This is a genomic window from Pseudomonas sp. FFUP_PS_473 (assembly GCF_002858665.1).
Taxonomy (GTDB): Bacteria; Pseudomonadota; Gammaproteobacteria; order Pseudomonadales; family Pseudomonadaceae; genus Aquipseudomonas; species Aquipseudomonas defluvii.
Genome location: NZ_PJQQ01000040.1, coordinates 23479 through 39396 on the forward strand (window position 1 = coordinate 23479; position 15918 = coordinate 39396).

The 15918-nt window shown below is 54.6% G+C and carries 15 protein-coding genes and 1 pseudogene; 13 read left to right on the plus strand and 3 right to left on the minus strand.

Going from position 1 to position 15918, the window contains the following annotated elements; genetic code table 11:
* Positions 1–10: 10 nt before the first annotated feature.
* The 8 genes and pseudogenes from fabG to CYD26_RS21400 all read left to right on the plus strand — a co-directional run bounded on the left by fabG (position 11) and on the right by CYD26_RS21400 (position 8109).
* A complete protein-coding gene (gene fabG, locus CYD26_RS21365) occupies positions 11–751 on the plus strand; it encodes a 3-oxoacyl-ACP reductase FabG (RefSeq protein ID WP_065761312.1) in 741 nt (246 codons plus the stop codon).
* Between the two features lie 196 nt (positions 752–947).
* A complete protein-coding gene (gene acpP, locus CYD26_RS21370) occupies positions 948–1184 on the plus strand; it encodes an acyl carrier protein (RefSeq protein ID WP_003175607.1) in 237 nt (78 codons plus the stop codon).
* 104 nt (positions 1185–1288) lie between these two features.
* Positions 1289–2533, plus strand: a complete 1245-nt coding sequence (gene fabF, locus CYD26_RS21375; RefSeq protein WP_099775455.1) for a beta-ketoacyl-ACP synthase II — start codon at positions 1289–1291, stop codon at positions 2531–2533.
* Positions 2533–3348 (plus strand): aminodeoxychorismate lyase, encoded by an 816-nt coding sequence (gene pabC / locus CYD26_RS21380; RefSeq protein WP_065761314.1) that lies wholly within the window; start codon positions 2533–2535, stop codon positions 3346–3348. Before fabF ends, pabC begins: the two co-directional genes overlap by 1 nt.
* 3 nt (positions 3349–3351) lie before the next feature.
* On the plus strand, positions 3352–4476 hold the full coding sequence (gene mltG / locus CYD26_RS21385; RefSeq protein ID WP_065761315.1) for an endolytic transglycosylase MltG: 1125 nt from the start codon (positions 3352–3354) through the stop codon (positions 4474–4476).
* 9 nt (positions 4477–4485) lie between these two features.
* Positions 4486–4827 (plus strand): annotated as a pseudogene (gene tmk, locus CYD26_RS21390) (dTMP kinase); the annotation flags it as partial.
* Positions 4828–5356: 529 nt separating this feature from the next.
* Entirely contained in the window at positions 5357–7384 is a 2028-nt protein-coding gene (locus tag CYD26_RS21395; protein ID WP_102053579.1) for a patatin-like phospholipase family protein, read from the plus strand.
* Positions 7375–8109 carry a hypothetical protein gene (locus CYD26_RS21400; RefSeq protein ID WP_102053580.1) on the plus strand — a complete coding sequence of 245 codons (735 nt, stop codon included), beginning with the start codon at positions 7375–7377 and terminating at the stop codon, positions 8107–8109. The genes CYD26_RS21395 and CYD26_RS21400 overlap by 10 nt, the downstream gene beginning before the upstream one ends.
* An 878-nt stretch (positions 8110–8987) precedes the next feature.
* On the opposite strand, the gene CYD26_RS21410 is transcribed toward CYD26_RS21400, so the two are convergent.
* Complete coding sequence (locus CYD26_RS21410; protein ID WP_145991807.1) at positions 8988–9866, minus strand: hypothetical protein; 879 nt, start codon at positions 9864–9866, stop codon at positions 8988–8990.
* Between the two features lie 202 nt (positions 9867–10068).
* On the opposite strand from CYD26_RS21410, the gene CYD26_RS21415 reads away from it, so the two are divergent.
* Entirely contained in the window at positions 10069–10353 is a 285-nt protein-coding gene (locus tag CYD26_RS21415; protein WP_102053583.1) for a hypothetical protein, read from the plus strand.
* A 268-nt stretch (positions 10354–10621) separates the two neighbouring features.
* On the opposite strand, the gene CYD26_RS21420 is transcribed toward CYD26_RS21415, so the two are convergent.
* Complete coding sequence (locus CYD26_RS21420; RefSeq protein ID WP_102053584.1) at positions 10622–11602, minus strand: ParA family protein; 981 nt, start codon at positions 11600–11602, stop codon at positions 10622–10624.
* An 82-nt stretch (positions 11603–11684) separates the two neighbouring features.
* On the minus strand, positions 11685–12149 hold the full coding sequence (locus CYD26_RS21425) for a helix-turn-helix transcriptional regulator (protein ID WP_102053585.1): 465 nt from the start codon (positions 12147–12149) through the stop codon (positions 11685–11687).
* Between the two features lie 1022 nt (positions 12150–13171).
* On the opposite strand from CYD26_RS21425, the gene CYD26_RS21435 reads away from it, so the two are divergent.
* The 4 genes from CYD26_RS21435 (at position 13172) to CYD26_RS21450 (ending at position 15334) form a co-directional block, all read left to right on the plus strand.
* Positions 13172–13603, plus strand: coding sequence for a hypothetical protein (locus CYD26_RS21435; RefSeq protein WP_102053586.1), 432 nt, complete (start codon positions 13172–13174; stop codon positions 13601–13603).
* 62 nt (positions 13604–13665) lie between these two features.
* Positions 13666–13869: an MbcA/ParS/Xre antitoxin family protein gene (locus CYD26_RS21440; protein ID WP_256588058.1), complete on the plus strand. Its 204-nt coding sequence runs from the start codon at positions 13666–13668 to the stop codon at positions 13867–13869.
* 115 nt (positions 13870–13984) lie between these two features.
* Positions 13985–14803, plus strand: coding sequence for a hypothetical protein (locus CYD26_RS21445; protein ID WP_102053587.1), 819 nt, complete (start codon positions 13985–13987; stop codon positions 14801–14803).
* Between the two features lie 108 nt (positions 14804–14911).
* Entirely contained in the window at positions 14912–15334 is a 423-nt protein-coding gene (locus CYD26_RS21450; RefSeq protein ID WP_145991808.1) for a hypothetical protein, read from the plus strand.
* Positions 15335–15918: the final 584 nt, after the last annotated feature.

Sequence of the window (15918 nt, forward strand, 5' to 3'; positions counted from 1 at the left end):
AGAAGCTTGCATGAGCCTGCAAGGTAAAGTTGCACTGGTGACTGGTGCCAGCCGTGGTATTGGCCAGGCCATCGCCCTGGAGTTGGGTCGCCTGGGCGCTACGGTCATCGGTACGGCAACCTCGGCTGCTGGTGCCGAGCGCATCGCTGCGACCCTCAAGGAGCACGGTATCGCGGGTACCGGCCTTGAGCTGAACGTCACCAGTGATGAGTCGGTTACCGCCACCCTGGCCGCGATTCAGGAGCAGTTCGGTGCGCCGACGATCCTGGTCAACAACGCCGGTATCACCCGCGACAACCTGATGCTGCGGATGAAGGATGACGAGTGGTTCGATGTTATCGATACCAACCTCAACAGCCTGTACCGTTTGTCCAAGGGTGTGCTGCGCGGCATGACCAAGGCACGCTGGGGTCGTATCATCAGCATCGGTTCGGTAGTCGGTGCCATGGGTAACGTCGGTCAGGTCAACTATGCAGCTGCCAAAGCTGGCCTGGAAGGCTTCAGCCGTGCGCTGGCGCGTGAAGTGGGCTCCCGTGCGATCACCGTCAACTCGGTGGCGCCTGGTTTCATCGACACTGACATGACGCGTGAGCTGCCAGAAGCGCAGCGCGAAGCCCTGCAGACCCAGATTCCTCTGGGGCGTCTGGGACAAGCCGAGGAAATCGCCAAAGTCGTGGCTTTCCTGGCGTCCGAGGGTGCAGGTTATGTCACCGGTGCAACCATTCCGGTCAACGGCGGGATGTACATGTAAGGCAAATGTGACGGATTGCTTCAAAAAAATGTCATACGTGGCGTGTAAAATCCGTTATAAAGCTGCAACCAAATTCTAGTCAGCGGTTGGGTGTGACGTTCGAGAAGCGCTTGGCGCTTGAAAAGCCAAACTCTTTCTATACACTTACACCCCGGCCAGCTGCCTGACATATGTCCATTAGGAGTGAAAACAAGGTATGAGCACCATCGAAGAACGCGTCAAGAAAATCGTCGCCGAGCAACTGGGCGTTAAAGAAGAAGAAGTAGTGAACACTGCTTCCTTCGTCGAAGATCTGGGTGCCGATTCCCTTGACACCGTTGAGCTGGTGATGGCTCTGGAAGAGGAATTCGAGACCGAAATCCCTGACGAAGAAGCCGAGAAGATCACTACTGTTCAAGCAGCTATCGACTACGTCACCAGCCACCAGGCTTAAGACGTTGTAGTCGTCGCTTCTTGTCATGGAAAAACCGCACTGCCTTCACTGGCGTGCGGTTTTTTCTTTGCGAGAGATGTAGACCTTAGAAAAAGGAGAGTGCTGTGTCGCGTAGACGCGTCGTGGTCACCGGTATGGGTATGCTGTCGCCACTGGGTACGGACGTGCCGAGCAGTTGGCAGGGCATTCTGGCTGGCCGCAGTGGCATTGGTCTGATCGAACATACAGACCTTTCTGCTTACTCCACCCGTTTTGGCGGCTCGGTAAAGGGCTTCGAGGTTGAGCAGTACCTGTCGGTCAAGGAAGCTCGCAAACTCGACCTTTTTATCCAGTACGGCCTGGCGGCCGGTTTTCAGGCAGTGCGTAATGCTGGCCTGGAAGTGACCGATGCCAACCGTGAGCGTATCGGCGTGGCCATGGGTTCGGGCATCGGTGGCCTGACCAATATCGAAGAAACCAGCCGCACCTTGCATGAGCAGGGGCCTCGGCGTATTTCGCCGTTCTTCGTGCCAGGCTCGATCATCAACATGATTTCCGGCTTCCTGTCGATCCACCTGGGCGTACAGGGGCCTAACTACGCCATTGCCACGGCATGCACGACCGGTACGCATTGCATTGGCATGGCCGCACGCAATATCGCCTTTGGCGAAGCCGATGTGATGATTGCCGGTGGTGCTGAAATGGCTGCGTGTGGCTTGGGTATGGGGGGCTTTGGCGCTTCTCGTGCGCTGTCGACCCGCAACGACGAGCCGACCCGTGCCAGTCGTCCATGGGACAAGGGCCGTGATGGCTTTGTTCTGGCCGACGGCGCCGGTGCGCTGGTGCTTGAAGAGCTGGAGCACGCCAAGGCCCGTGGTGCGACCATTTATGCCGAGCTGGTAGGTTTCGGTATGAGCGGCGACGCGTATCACATGACCTCGCCACCGGAAACCGGTGCCGGTGCTGCACGCTGCATGGCCAATGCCCTGCGTGATGCGCGCCTCGACCCAAGCGAAGTCAGCTACATCAACGCCCATGGCACGTCGACTTCGGCGGGTGACCTGGCGGAAGCATCGGCGATCAAGTCGGTGTTTGGTGAGCATGCGTACAAGCTGGCGGTCAGCTCCACCAAGTCCATGACCGGTCACCTGCTGGGCGCTGCCGGGGCTGTGGAAGCGATCTTCAGCGTGCTGTCGATCAACGGCCAGGTGGCTCCACCGACCATCAACCTCGATGAGCCGGACGAAGGGTGTGACCTGGACTTCGTGCCGCATCAGGCGCGTGAAATGTCGATCGATGTGGTGTTGTCCAACTCCTTCGGTTTTGGCGGTACCAACGGCTCGCTGGTGTTCCGCCGGTTCGCCGGTTGATGCAAAGCTGGGTCGATGGTCAGCCGGCCGATACCCTGGCACTGCAAAGTCGAGGGTTGGCCTACGGCGATGGTCTGTTTGAGACCATCGCGGTCAAGGCCGGCAGGCCATCATTGTTCGAGTATCACCTCGAACGCTTGGCGCTGGGTTGCCAGCGCCTTGCGATTAACGCCGATCTGGCACTGATTCGCGATGAGTTGAGCCGTTACGCCAGCCTGCTGGGCGAGGGCGTGCTCAAGCTCATTCTGACCCGGGGTGACAGCCAGCGTGGCTATGCGCCCGCCGCTGGCGTGCCGCCGCGGCGTATCCTGCAGGGCAATCCGCCAGCGGCTTACCCCGCTGGCAATGCCGAGCATGGTGTGAAGCTGTTCGAATGCCGTACCCGCCTGGCGGAACAGCCGCTGTTGGCGGGGCTCAAGCACCTCAATCGTCTTGAGCAGGTATTGGCCCGTTCCGAGTGGCAGGATCCCGACTATGCCGAAGGGTTGATGCGTGACATCACCGGCCGCGTGGTCGAAGGGGTCTACAGCAATCTGTTTCTGGTCAGGGATGGCGTGTTGTTGACTGCCGACCTCAGCCGTTGCGGGGTTGCCGGGGTCATGCGTGCGGCGCTGATGGTCGAGGCTGCGCGCCTCGGGATCGACGTTCGTGTCGGCGATCTGGCCCTTGAGGATCTTGCGCGAGCCGATGAGGTCTTTCTCTGTAACAGTGTTTACGGTATCTGGCCGGTGTGCTCGTGTGGATCGATGAACTGGTCGTCGGGCCCGGTCACCCGTAAACTGCAGGCCATTGCCCGTACGTTACTGGATGCCTGATTTGTGAGACGTAAATTCTTGGTACTGCTGGAGATCGGCCTGATCCTGGGTGGCCTGCTGTTGGGGTACTCCGCCTGGAAGTTGAACTCGGCCCTTCAGCAGCCGCTGCATGTGTCCCAGGAGCAGTTGCTCGATGTGCCGACCGGTACGACGCCCAATCGCATGTTCTACCGTATGCAAACGGATGGCTTGCTCAAGGATGCTTTCTGGTTACGCCTGTACTGGCGTTTCAATATGGTCGGTGTGCCGCTGCACACAGGCGAGTATCGTCTCAGCCCAGGCATGAGCGTGCGCGAGCTTTTCGAGCTGTGGCGTCGCGGTGAGGTAGTGCAGTACAACCTGACGCTGGTTGAAGGCTGGAACTTCCGTCAGGTGCGCGCCGCTTTGGCCAAGCACGAAAAAATCGAACAGACGCTTAACGGTCTGAGCGACAGCGAGGTCATGGAAAAGCTCGGGCACGCTGGTGTGTTTCCGGAGGGGCGCTTTTTCCCGGATACCTACCGCTTTGTGCGCGGCATGACCGATGTTGAGTTCCTCCAGCAAGCGTATGCGCGCCTGGAAGAGGTGCTGGCTCAGGAGTGGAATGCCCGTGCCCCTGAAACCCCTTATCGCGATCCTTATCAGGCGCTGATCATGGCTTCGCTGGTGGAAAAGGAAACCGGCGTTCCTCAGGAACGTGCCCAGATCGCGGGTGTATTTGTGCGACGCATGCAAATCGGCATGTTGCTGCAGACGGACCCAACGGTGATTTATGGCATGGGCGAGCGCTACAACGGCAAGATCACCCGTGCTGACCTGCGCGAGCCGACCCCTTACAACACCTATGTGAATGCGGGCTTGCCGCCGACGCCAATTGCCATGGTGGGGCGTGAGGCGATTCATGCGGCGTTGAACCCATTGCCTGGCAGCAGCCTGTACTTCGTGGCGCGTGGCGATGGCAGTCATGTCTTCTCCGATGACCTGGACGCGCACAATTCGGCGGTGCGTGAGTATCAGCTCAAGCGTCGCGCCGATTATCGCTCGAGCCCGGCACCGCAAGCCCAACAGTCGACACCCGATGACATGGTCGTCGAACCGAGCGAGTCTTCGACAGCGGTCGATGAGTCCTCCCGTACTGATCAAAATTAAGGACTGCCTGTGAGCGGCTTGTTTATTACCCTGGAAGGCCCTGAAGGTGCGGGCAAGAGCACCAACCGCGAGTACCTGGCCGAGCACCTGCGCAGCCAGGGCGTGGACGTGCTGCTGACCCGGGAGCCGGGTGGCACGCCGCTGGCGGAGCGTATTCGCGAGCTGTTGCTGGCGCCCAGTGAAGAGCTGATGCACCCTGATACCGAGCTGTTGTTGGTCTTCGCTGCGCGTGCCCAGCACCTGGCCGAAGTGATCCGCCCGGCATTGGCACGGGGCACCGTCGTGCTTTGTGATCGCTTCACGGATGCGTTAGTTTCGGTTGGTGGTCAAGGTAAACAGAAACCAATCGCCCCTTCAACCTCACGAAACCTGTCTAGCTGCCTAGAACCCTTAGAATAATGGGTTCTGGAGAGAGATGTCTTGTTTCTTGCTACTATTCTAGCACTGGCGGATTAAAAAAAGTAAACCCCATGCGCTAAAAAAGTTGTTCGAGTGGCAAACGTAAACCCTAAAAGCCATTCCAACCCCATTTCCATGCTCCACTTGCGATCACGCATCTCCTGAAGCCCATTAAATCTGGGGTTTCCCTGTTTACGTTTTCACAAAATTCGTCGTAGAGGCTGTGATCCGATGGTGCTGTTCTGCATCACACAGAGGCTCGGATCAGTCGAACCGCATGGCGGACTTTTGCTATGATGGCACTCTGGTCACATCTCCCTTGTGATCCTTGCAAACCTCATCAGTACAGACTACCCGATATCGGCTTTAGCAAATATTGATGCAGCCGATAAGGTCGGTGGTGGCGGAAATCAGCGTCAGGAAACGCGCCTTCGAGCAAGCCTTGAGCGCCCGATAAAGAGCAACGGACACGCATCAATTCATGAATTCTCCAGTGAAGGGCCTGGTTGCTGACCAGAGCGTCGAGGCTTCCGTCAAGCCAGGCCGAGTGGATACCCGCCCTATTTTTCTCGCGATGCAAGGTGGTGGTGCAAAAGGAGTTGCACATGTTGGTGCTCTCAAAGCAATTGAAAAATACCGCTATGACATCCGTGGTGTCTCTGGCACCTCGGCGGGTTCAATGGTGGCTGCACTCGTCTCTGTGGGTTACAAGGCGGACGAGATGGTTAACATTGAAACCCGTGAGCACCTCTTCACTCGCAGTGCTGAGGGCTTGGGTTTCCATCAACCGATTGACATTTTCCCTGGGACTTTCTGGCGAAAGCTGAAAATCTGCCGATGGATTGGTTCCTGCTGTGGTTTTGGACACAAGCCCGCTCCGCGTTGCCCAGAGCCCGAATTAACCGTTGCTGCCGCTGTTGAAAGAGACCGCCGGAAGCTTGATGCGAACAAGGTAGAGCGCAAAAAGCTTGAAGACCTGTTGATCGCGGCCTCGGCTAAAAGGTGTGCGGGCAGGCGGGCACCGCCTATTTCCCGGTTGGGTAAAATCATGTCTTTAGCGGCCAAGGCTCTAGACACCACACTGGTTACTCTCGGCTTGTCGGTACGTTTGAGCGCGAATCTCGCTTGGTTTTTCATCTACTACTGCATCCCATTCGGTCTGGTCGCCTTCGTAGTAGGGTTGGCTATTCAAAAAGGCCCGACTGTGACAGCTCTTGTGGTGTCGGCTGTAGTCGTGAATGGCTTCCTGCTTGGCAGACAAATTTTGCGGTGGGGCTGGCGTTTTGTTGGTGGTCTGAACACCGTGGGCAACGTGTCGCTCCTGATCGATCGGGCTCTTACGCAGAAGCTGGCCGAGAGAGGCTATGTAAAAGAGGGCGGAGGGATTACGTTTGCGGACTTGAAGACGGCGAGGGAACAAGAGGTTCCGGTCGATACGATTCCTCTCAAAATTGTGGCGACGAACGTTGCCTACGAATGCCTTGAGCTATTTTGCGAGGACAGGACACCAGACGTGAAAATTGGCGATGCGGTTGCGGCCTCTGTTTGTTTGCCTTTCGTCTTTGAACCGTGGAATTTGACGTTTTACCGCCATACTGAAACGAAAACCGAGCTGATTGAAGGTCAGTTCTTAGACGGCGGCTTGGTATCGAATCTCCCAGCTTGGCCGTTTGACGAGGAGCGGGTACTTAACCCTGGCGTCGGAACCATTGCGCTAAGCCTTGAGTCTGAGGTCAAGATCGGGAAACACTGGACTTCTGCTGTGTTGGGGACTGTAGTGAACGGATCAAGCATGATTCATACGCGAGCGGCGGGGAGCACGCTGAAGATTCCGCTGACTCCAAGCATGAACATGATGCAGTTTGATGCGTCCGCTGAAGACGTGTGGGACGTCGTCTCGAAGACGGCTAGCGCAGTTGAGTTTCGGCTAACCGAGGAGATAGATACCCGAGCGACTCTGCAGGCGGCTGCAAAGGCTATGCATGGGGTTTTTCACTCATTTGTGATGGATAGTGTGGGTGAATGGTTTGAGCCTGTGCGAAATCCGAGGGTTCGTGTAGCAATCGTGGCTGAGCGTGGCGGCAGCATGAATTCCCTCACCACTGTATTTACCCATGGGTACAAGCCAGGAGACGTAGATAGTGGGATCACGCGCAAAGCTGGTTCCTGGATTTTTGAACAAGCACTGCGGACGAACAAACCCCAGATCCACTTTCTGGACAAGCGGCTCCCAGGTGACGATGTGTACAGGAAGGAACGCATCTGGCCGAGGGCCCGATGGATCGCCTGCTTCCCAATGATTTTGCCTAATCTGCAGCCGGAAATTCCTGAGCGCCGGATTCGTCGCTGCATGCTGGTTGTTGATTCAAATATGCCGTTAGATGAGTCTAACCCGCTTATTGAGGATTTTAAGGATCTATTTGTATCCCATGCCTTTGTTGAGGTGTTGCAATACTTTGATAGGCATGATTTGATGGATTTAGTCCAAGGGGACAACACATGGATATAAAGTCTTTTGAACCTAGCGATGAGACAATGGAGAAAATCGAGGAGCGTCTAAAAGAGCTCCGGGAGCTTCGTGAGCAGCGAGTTATCGCCGCAAACCGGCCAAGATTTAACTTCCATGTCGGGCCAAAAGTACCCCTTGAGCTAAATATCCCTATCGATGAAATCGTTGAGGCTTCATCGGAGGTTGATGATGGTGATACCGCGTATACCCGCACCCTTCGACACGAAAGTCTGCTGAAACAGCTTGAAAAAGTAACTTATAGCGAGTGGGTTGCTAGCGGTAGTAAGGACGAATTTGATCGTCTTACTCAGCACGCGATTGAACTGGGTCGGTTAGTCTCTTTGAAACTTGAGAGTGATCCGGACTACGATGACGAGAGCTCTGCAAGAAAGCGCTTAAGCTCTGGCTGGACAAAAGAGCTTAATGTTCTGAAGCAGCGTTCGCGTGCTATCAAAACTCGTAATTCCTTACTAGAATCCAGACTTGTATACACCGCCAGCCCAGCGACACTGCATATTTCGCTGGATGAAATAACTAATCCTAATGTATCGTGGGGAATCGCCAGTGTTCGATCGAAGGGCGTGTGTGTTGGTCGAGCACCTCGCTCACTGAACCTTCTTATTGAGAATCATGGTCTGCACGCTGAGCTTACTCAAACTGAAAATGGCCCAGTGGTGATTTACGAACCTTGCGAAGACAACTCCCTCGTCGATAATCATCGTTAGTAAACTAAAACTGTAGACTTATGGCGCGCGCTAGTGAGACTCACTAGCGCCGGCTTTTGTTTTTTTGGGGGGTAATTATCGATCGAAGAGCGGTGAGCGCCTCAGCATGCTCGACTCAGTCTTTCACCGGTGCATTGGTTAATCGGAACGCTTCAAACCGTATCTACGGCAATCGGGAATCTGATTGAGTAGATAAAGTGGGAGTATATCTGTAAGTAAGTGTTCTGAAGCCCAAACACAAAGGTCATGACTTGGGTTAGAGATGCCTCAAGAATAGATGTGAAGGATGTTCGCTTCGCTCGAAGCTCAATACGTCTGGGTAGCCATCCACCCCAACGACCTTGATCGCTCCAGGTGCCGGTGAGTGCATGCAGACCAGGGTGCATGTGGTCAGGCCTGCCGAGGGCACTGCCTCGTGGAATGTGTGTCGTTCAACCCGGTAGCTTTCGCCTGCCAGCATCAGCGAAGATCCGCTCATCGAAAGGTCGACGCGAGTCGATGCCTTCCTCAGTGTGTTAGTCGTCTGCTTGAGGTACCTGTCCCCTTGGTAGTGGGCTTCGTAGAGTGGAAACTCTCCTGGGTCGGCCTCACTCACACTGTACTGAAGATTGGTCAGGGTGCCGAGGAGAATCCGGCTATCGACGTGTTTGTCATGCGTGTGCACGCGACCAGGCATACCATAGTCATCACCTCGATCGCTGAGCCACAGATGTAGCCGCCACTCTTCACCCTCGCAGCGCTTTAGGAGCATCACGAAAAAACCGTGGGGATGTATCAGGCACGCAGGGTTCTTCAGTGCTATCCATCGTTTTAAGGTTGTGAGTAGAGTGCCTCGATCGCAGGAGAGGAAGCGTTCGCGGGTTAAAAGTTCATCAAGTTCAGCGTGCATATGGAGCGGGGGAATTCAGGGCCTCTGCAGCAGCAGCTTGGCTTTCCGGGGAAATCAACTCACCGAACATGGTGGTGAGGATGACACAAGTGGCAGGATCGGGAAGGGTAGGCACAGGGATTTCCTCGGCTTCTCTCTTCACCCAGTTGAACTCGGTCAGCAGTCCCGAAAAGTCTCTGTGTTTGCGAGTGTAGCAATAAGCGTAATCCTTCGGGTCTTCCCGGGTGACTATCATTTCATCGGCGTTGCCTTCTATCCGGAATGTGGAGAGGCGGTTGCTCAGACGCAAGTCTACTTGGATGAACGGGCGATTGAGGTTTACGGCTTTGGCAATTGCAATGATCGTCGCCAGCACCTCGTGCTGAACGTACTTCGTGTCCCATAGATAGTGATCAAAAGATGCTGACTTTCGAAATTCGGCGTATCGCTCGCAAACCTCAACATCCCTGAAGTCCAGCAAAATAACTTCCATGCGAATGGGTTGTCTGCTCTCGCATGCGTGCTTCACAAGGGCGGGTAAGGCTTTGGCTCGGAAGTGCCTCCCAGTGCGCACGTAGATTCGATAATCGTGTGCACCGCCGGCGAGTCGGTGCAGGTTCTCGTTAATGTCCTGCGGCAGAATCAGGGTTTCAGCGCGCGCCAGTCGTGGATCAGTGAAATAGGACAGGTAAAGTGTAGATATAATGGCAAAGGCGCCACTGGCAACGATGGAGATGATGAAGTTGTTAAAAGCTTCCCACAGAGGATCATCCTTCCCGTAGAAAGCGATCAGCATGATGATGATACCGCACGCCGCGATCACGAGCGTGCTGGCAACGAGGAAAGAACGACGCTGATAGTGTGAGCTGAAAATGCCAGAGAGCGACACGGCGCAGTCCCAAGGTAAAGTGGCGAATTTTGCGTAGCATTTTGCATCTATGCAAGCTTTGGGCGTGCTTCTCGCTGATTGCCTGCGGTACAGACTCCTCCGCATTCATAAGTAAGGGATCTAGCTGCTTAATTCAATCGATCCCGTCACCCTGGCCCGTTATGATGGCCTGCCTTGCCTTGCCTTGCCTTGAGTAGCCTGCATGCAGATGCCCAGCAATGGTTTAATGGTCGATTGGCAACCCGGTAATCCGATCCCCTTTGCGGACTATGACAACGAGCGTGATGAACCACCCGAGGGGCTGACGGCAGAAGACGTTCAGCTGAGTTGGTGGCGCGTGGCAGCCAGCCTCAGCCGCGACGAGGTGCGTGAAAAGCTGCTTGCTATAGTCTGGGCGCATACGGATTGGAGCTACTTCGTTTACCAGCCCATCGCAGACCATGCGGGCAGTTGCCGCTACCCCTGGCCACTCATTGACCTGCTTTGAGAAATACTGCCTCCCTTAGCCATCTGTACGGTTAATGAGGAGCAAGTGGACGGAACAGAGGTAACGGAAGAGTGCGAGGTCTTTGGAATGGTCGTCATCTAGGTCGATATCTGGCACAAGCTCATTTGGCGACCTCGCTTGTCCTACATTAGGAGAGGCTGCTCGCGCTCGTAAGAGAAAGACTTTACGACCGCAGTTGGGATATCGAACTGTAGTGGTCAACTGATGCTCTTGGGGAACTACTAGTTTCGATGCACCAGTTATGCACCTAGGCGGCCTCCGCCCAGCCTAGCAACTTCTCCAGCCCAGCCGTCTTCACTTCCTGCTCCATGTCATAGCTTTCAAGGATCTCCCCACCTACCAGGGAAACCAAGTGCTCGAAGAGCCGGTAATGATGGTGCTTCTGGTCGAGGTTCTGCCATTCGCTCATGAAGTCGCGGGGCAGAGGAGAGCTTGTCGACACCGACTGCGGAATGAAGAACGGGCAGAACATTTCGCTGGTCACATCGAACCCGTCCCGGTTCGCAGTCTTGGCGAAGTCCATGCACATCAGGCTGGGTCGATGCAGAAGCTGAACTGGGGCCTGAAGCACGTTGCTTTCGATAAGTTTCTGAGTACCCCAGTTGTCCAGGCTGCTGGCGAACTCGCCGGGCACCACATAGACATCTGGCACAAAGCGGGTAAGGAAGCCTTTCGGATCCGGTTTCAACGGCTCTTGGCCTTTTGCTTCGAAAAAAGAGTCCTGAGCGATGCTGTTGCAAACATCGACGATCACCACCTCGCCTTCCGCTGGCTCATAGGCGAGGATTTCTTCGGGGCTCAGTTCGGGGCAGTTGATATTCAGCGGCTTGAGGTCATAGAACACATACCCGGCGCGACGTCGCGCTTCTGGGTACTCGGCGTAGAGGAATGTGCTTTTCAGGCGTAGGGACTTTGCGATCGCCGCGAGATTCCTCGCGAGTGATGTCTTGCCGACCCCGCCCTTGAGGTTGGCAATGGCAATGATGAACCTGCCGTTCGGCAACCTGACCCACGATCGCTCCTCGCTGACCAGCTTTGAGCGCACCAGCTCAGCAATCCACCCCATCAGAAATGGATCGACCGGTCTGGTGCCGTTTAGCCACCGGCTGATGGTTTCTGGTGCCGTACGTTTACCGTCCTCGCGTAGTGCGCTGACCTTGTCGGCCAGAGCCACGCCGCTGAGCTCTAGGTAATTCATGGCGCGCTTAAGCAGCACTGCATTCATCATCACCTTGATCCTCGATCAATTTCAGATTTTATGAAATTGACCATAGAGCAAGGTTGTCAGGATCGCAAAAAAACAAAAATGCTCAGTTCCAGAACAGGTGAACCGTGCCCTTGCTCAGCCCAAGCTCCCGGGCCGTTGCTGATTGAGTCATTCCCTTGGCCTTGCAGGCTTGCACCCGGGCAAGCTTCTCCACATCTACTGGCCGGTGGGGTTTGCGCTTCACGAGCTTCCCATCCACCAGATGAGCTCGCATCACCTCAAGCTCAACGGCCTCACCCAATTCACGGATTTCATCGTGGGCCCGTTGCAGGGTTTCACCTGCAGAGCATTCGTCGTGAGCGGAAAGGGTCAAGGCCATAAGCGTCAGCGGGGATAGACCTAGGCTGTTCGCGAGTTCATTGAGCTTGTCGAGGCTTACGTTGGAGCTGCCGTTTTCCAGGTGTCCCAGGTAGGTGCGGGATGTGGTGGTGGCCACGTTTTCCTGCGTACGGGACTGTGCGTCACGCACGGATCGAAGCATTGCAGCGAAGGCCGGCTTCAGCGACATCAAATTGCCTCCCGAAAAGGGAAGGATCTGGCCATGTTGCTGTGTTCAATAACACCGTATATAGTTTGCGTTATTGAACGTTTCGGCAGACTCGTTCCAAGCTAGGCGCTGTGCCGGATACTTTTTTGCCGAGCAGATTGATGGACAGGGGATGACTTCAATTTACCCCTAAGTCGATCGTCTGGCAGAGCAGCGCCAACCGCTCAGTACGGTGACGACAACGGCCAGGCCGGCGCGGTGCATTGATAAAAAGCGAGGTGAACGTGAGGCTCAATGAGATGTACAGCTGCCCGGTTCTTTATGTGTGCGGAAACCACGAGTTTTACGGTGGGCACATAGACCGGACGCTGGAGGCAATGAAGACGACAGGGCTCCACGTTCACATGCTTGAAAGCGAATCTTGGATTTGCAATCAAACACGTTTCCTAGGTACGACATGCTGGACAGGTTTCACATCGACCGGGGATGCCAGTGCAGCTACCCGTATTGCGGCTGAATGGAGGAACGACTTGCCAGCGCATACGCCGGCAATCATTCACAGGTTTAACAGCAGGCATATTCAGTGGAGAAGCTGGTACATGGGTGAGAACAGGTACCTCCTGAATGAAACAGTCCAGCCATTTCATCAGGTGCATTGAGATGTCCAACGACTTTGAGCTTTTGGCTAGCCATCAGTCACCAGCAGAGACACCACCCGGGTTAGTGCCTGGCAGTGTGGAACGGGCGATGGCCACGAGCTTTGGCATCCCTATAACAGGTTTCCTCTGCTGCGCTGTATACGATCAGTCAATCAATTGCCTGGTGGGCATTGTGTATCGCGAGAGCCGAGGGAGGTTCCGGGATGGGGCAACGATCCGAACATCTACGTTGACTCGGCGTATAGAGCATGGTGCGTACTATCTGTTCCAGACGAGGAATGGCAGCACCTATGTGGTCTGCGATTGGGCGCTAGACGGTGGTAGCCCTCGGTTCGAGGGTGCTCTTCACTGAGCCCGGCATACCCAGCAATGAAGCGATGGCGCATGTGGCTCAACAAAACGAATCAGGTAGGACAAGTGGAAGCAGCGTTGTTAGCAAATCTTTTATCGGAAGGTGGCATTCCCTTAGAAGGTGACGGCCAGTCAGATGAAAATATCGTACAGACTGCATGGACAGCTAATGAGGGGCGGCCATTTTATGTTGTACGGGATTGGCTGCTGCTCGACATCATGGTGCCAAGCGAGGTTGAGAAAGGACTTGAATCGAACGGCCTGCAGCCAACGGTAGTCTTTGCCAGCACTGTCGTGTACGACAGCAGGGCTGAGGGCTCCCGAGCAGGTGCAATTCGCTCCAGCTTTCAGCGTGTACTAGACGGCTATGTTTTTGAGAGCATGAACACAACTTTCTTTTTGGCAGGGCCTGGTATGAGAAAATTTGTAAGTCTCCCTGCACTCCTAGCCTTGGAAAATTCCTGAGCATAAGCGATGGGCTATTCGTCAAAGAGATGAATGGTCAAGGGGCGAAGGAGTCATGTTCCATGCAAACAGAAATGAATTTTGAGGAGCTGATTCGGCATCAGGCTGAGAGTGTGTTTGGCAGCAAAGTTAAAGCGCATGTTTGGTTGGCTCGCCCTCGGGACGAATTCGGTGGTTTAACTGGTCTGGAGTATGCCCGCGATGAGGCTGGGTACAACAAAGCAAAGAATTTGCTCGAGCGGATTGATCAGGGATATGCCTGTTAATGTAACCGATGCTGTTGGTCTAGTAGACCCGGTGGGTTCAAAGCTACAGGCAAACCCAGCCGTGAAGTGATGCTTCGTACCATCGTAACTACTTAGGCGAGGCCACCCGAACAGCATGAAAGGTAAGGACTCCTCTGATTTGCAAAACGAGTTATCTGCCACTGCGAACCCCTCGACCGAAGCTAGCTTGGACACCCTTTCCGGTGACATCGACGTCGAGGCTAGAAGTGATGAGTGGGCCCGGTTTTGCCTTCGGCATCGGGCGGTGGAAGAAACCTCCGAAATTGCCTGTGCTCGCGTTGAGCTTCCACAAATTGATGGGCTTATGGAGGTTCGGATTGCGGCCAGTTTTTCTGGCGGTAAGCAAATGAACTGCACGCTGTTTATCGTACCGTTGGGTGATATCGACCCGCTCCCCGTTACCTCCTGCCACATGGGTGAAAATCTGACCTTGAGGGGAGGGAACTGTTTGCTAGTCCCAGTCTCTGAAGATATTAAGTGGGCACATGATATATGGCCTAAGTCGATGGAGGAACTAAATGCTTTTGTTGCTAATGTGACTGACTCGCCACGATTTCTGGAGGCGTGGGTCATGGAAAGTAGCCGCGAATCTAACAAATTGTTGATGGTGGTAGTGATCCACGGCAATGTTTGCTATGGCTATTTGCTGGGATCTCCAAAGACTGATGGATTTAATGAGACTCGTGTGATCCCTATCTTCTTCGAGCAGGTTGGCGAACTCACATGTGATTCACCCGTGCTGATTGAGCTAGAGCTCAGTGTCAAGAGCCTCGAGGCGCTACTCAGACATGCGCGCCAGTTACTGTCGGAGCCTGATTATACCCAGGAAGATCGCTGTTTGCGTGATGCGCTTGGTGAGCTGGCTAATGCCTTGGAAAAGGGGGGGCAGTCGATCTCGTCCGATTTGAGATAGGCGCAATGCCTCAATGTCATCGAGCACTTTGATTGGAGTTTTATAGGGGTAGAGTCGGGCGTGGTTGAGTTGGCTGTCTCCGGTAGGATTTTTCAGATGTGAAGGGGAGTGTTAATCGTCAATATAGTTGTGCAGGCACAAGCTCCAGAGCATCCTGAAATTAAAAGAACAATAAAAAAGGGGTGTCCAGTGTCCGAGATTAAGATTTTCATCGAGGTTGCCGGTGGTAGCTTGAATGTCCGGCATAGCATAGAGAAGCACGACAGTGAGGAACTCTCTAAATTTCAGGCTATAGGGCTTCTTTACCGTATGCTTGATTACATCGCTCAGTTAAATCTAGGGCTTGAACATTCAGCGCTTGGCCTTGCTCGAGAAATTTTTGGCGGGGAAGGGTGGGCGGACGAAGTCATTGAGCTGTTGTTAGCAGCTCAGACCTGGGAGAGCCGGATGAGCGCGGCCTGGCATGCTGTGGACGATGAGGCCAGGACGACCGCGCTTTCGTTGAATTACCAGTCCTTCCAGAACTATTGACCTAGCCTAGATTGTTGTCAGCCTGGTTGGAGCCCTTCGGTAAATTCCTAGCCTGACTGCGGCTAAGTGGACGATCCCTCGATGCAGAGTTGGCACTCGATATGCTACTTCGCCACCCGGAGCAGTTTACCGCACTCAAGCCGCTAAGCGTGGCTATGAGATCGCTACTGAGCCTTATCGAACAGCGCCGCGACCTTGAGTGCCGACGCTGTTGAGGAGATGAAGCGGTACCATGAAGCGTAGGCCTTTCGCAGTTCGGCCGAAGAAATCGAGCGGCTTCGATTGAACCGATCCAGTCGGTATCTGAGATAGCCACATCCTCAGAGTTTCAGCAAGCGGCAAGCATCGATTTAGAGCGGTCATAGGAAGTCCGACCAGTCCTCGGAACTGAATTCTGCTGGTTCGGGCCTCTCCTCGACAACATGGTCATTTTCATGCTAATGATGGCATTGCGCCATTGATCGATGTGCAAGCTGCGCATCAAAATGTCAATTTGCAGCCACTCTATGAATCGCCCCTGGTTCCCTAGACACCTCCAAGCCTCATAATGAGGCCCAAATAGGAGGTGCCATGAGTCGCCAGCG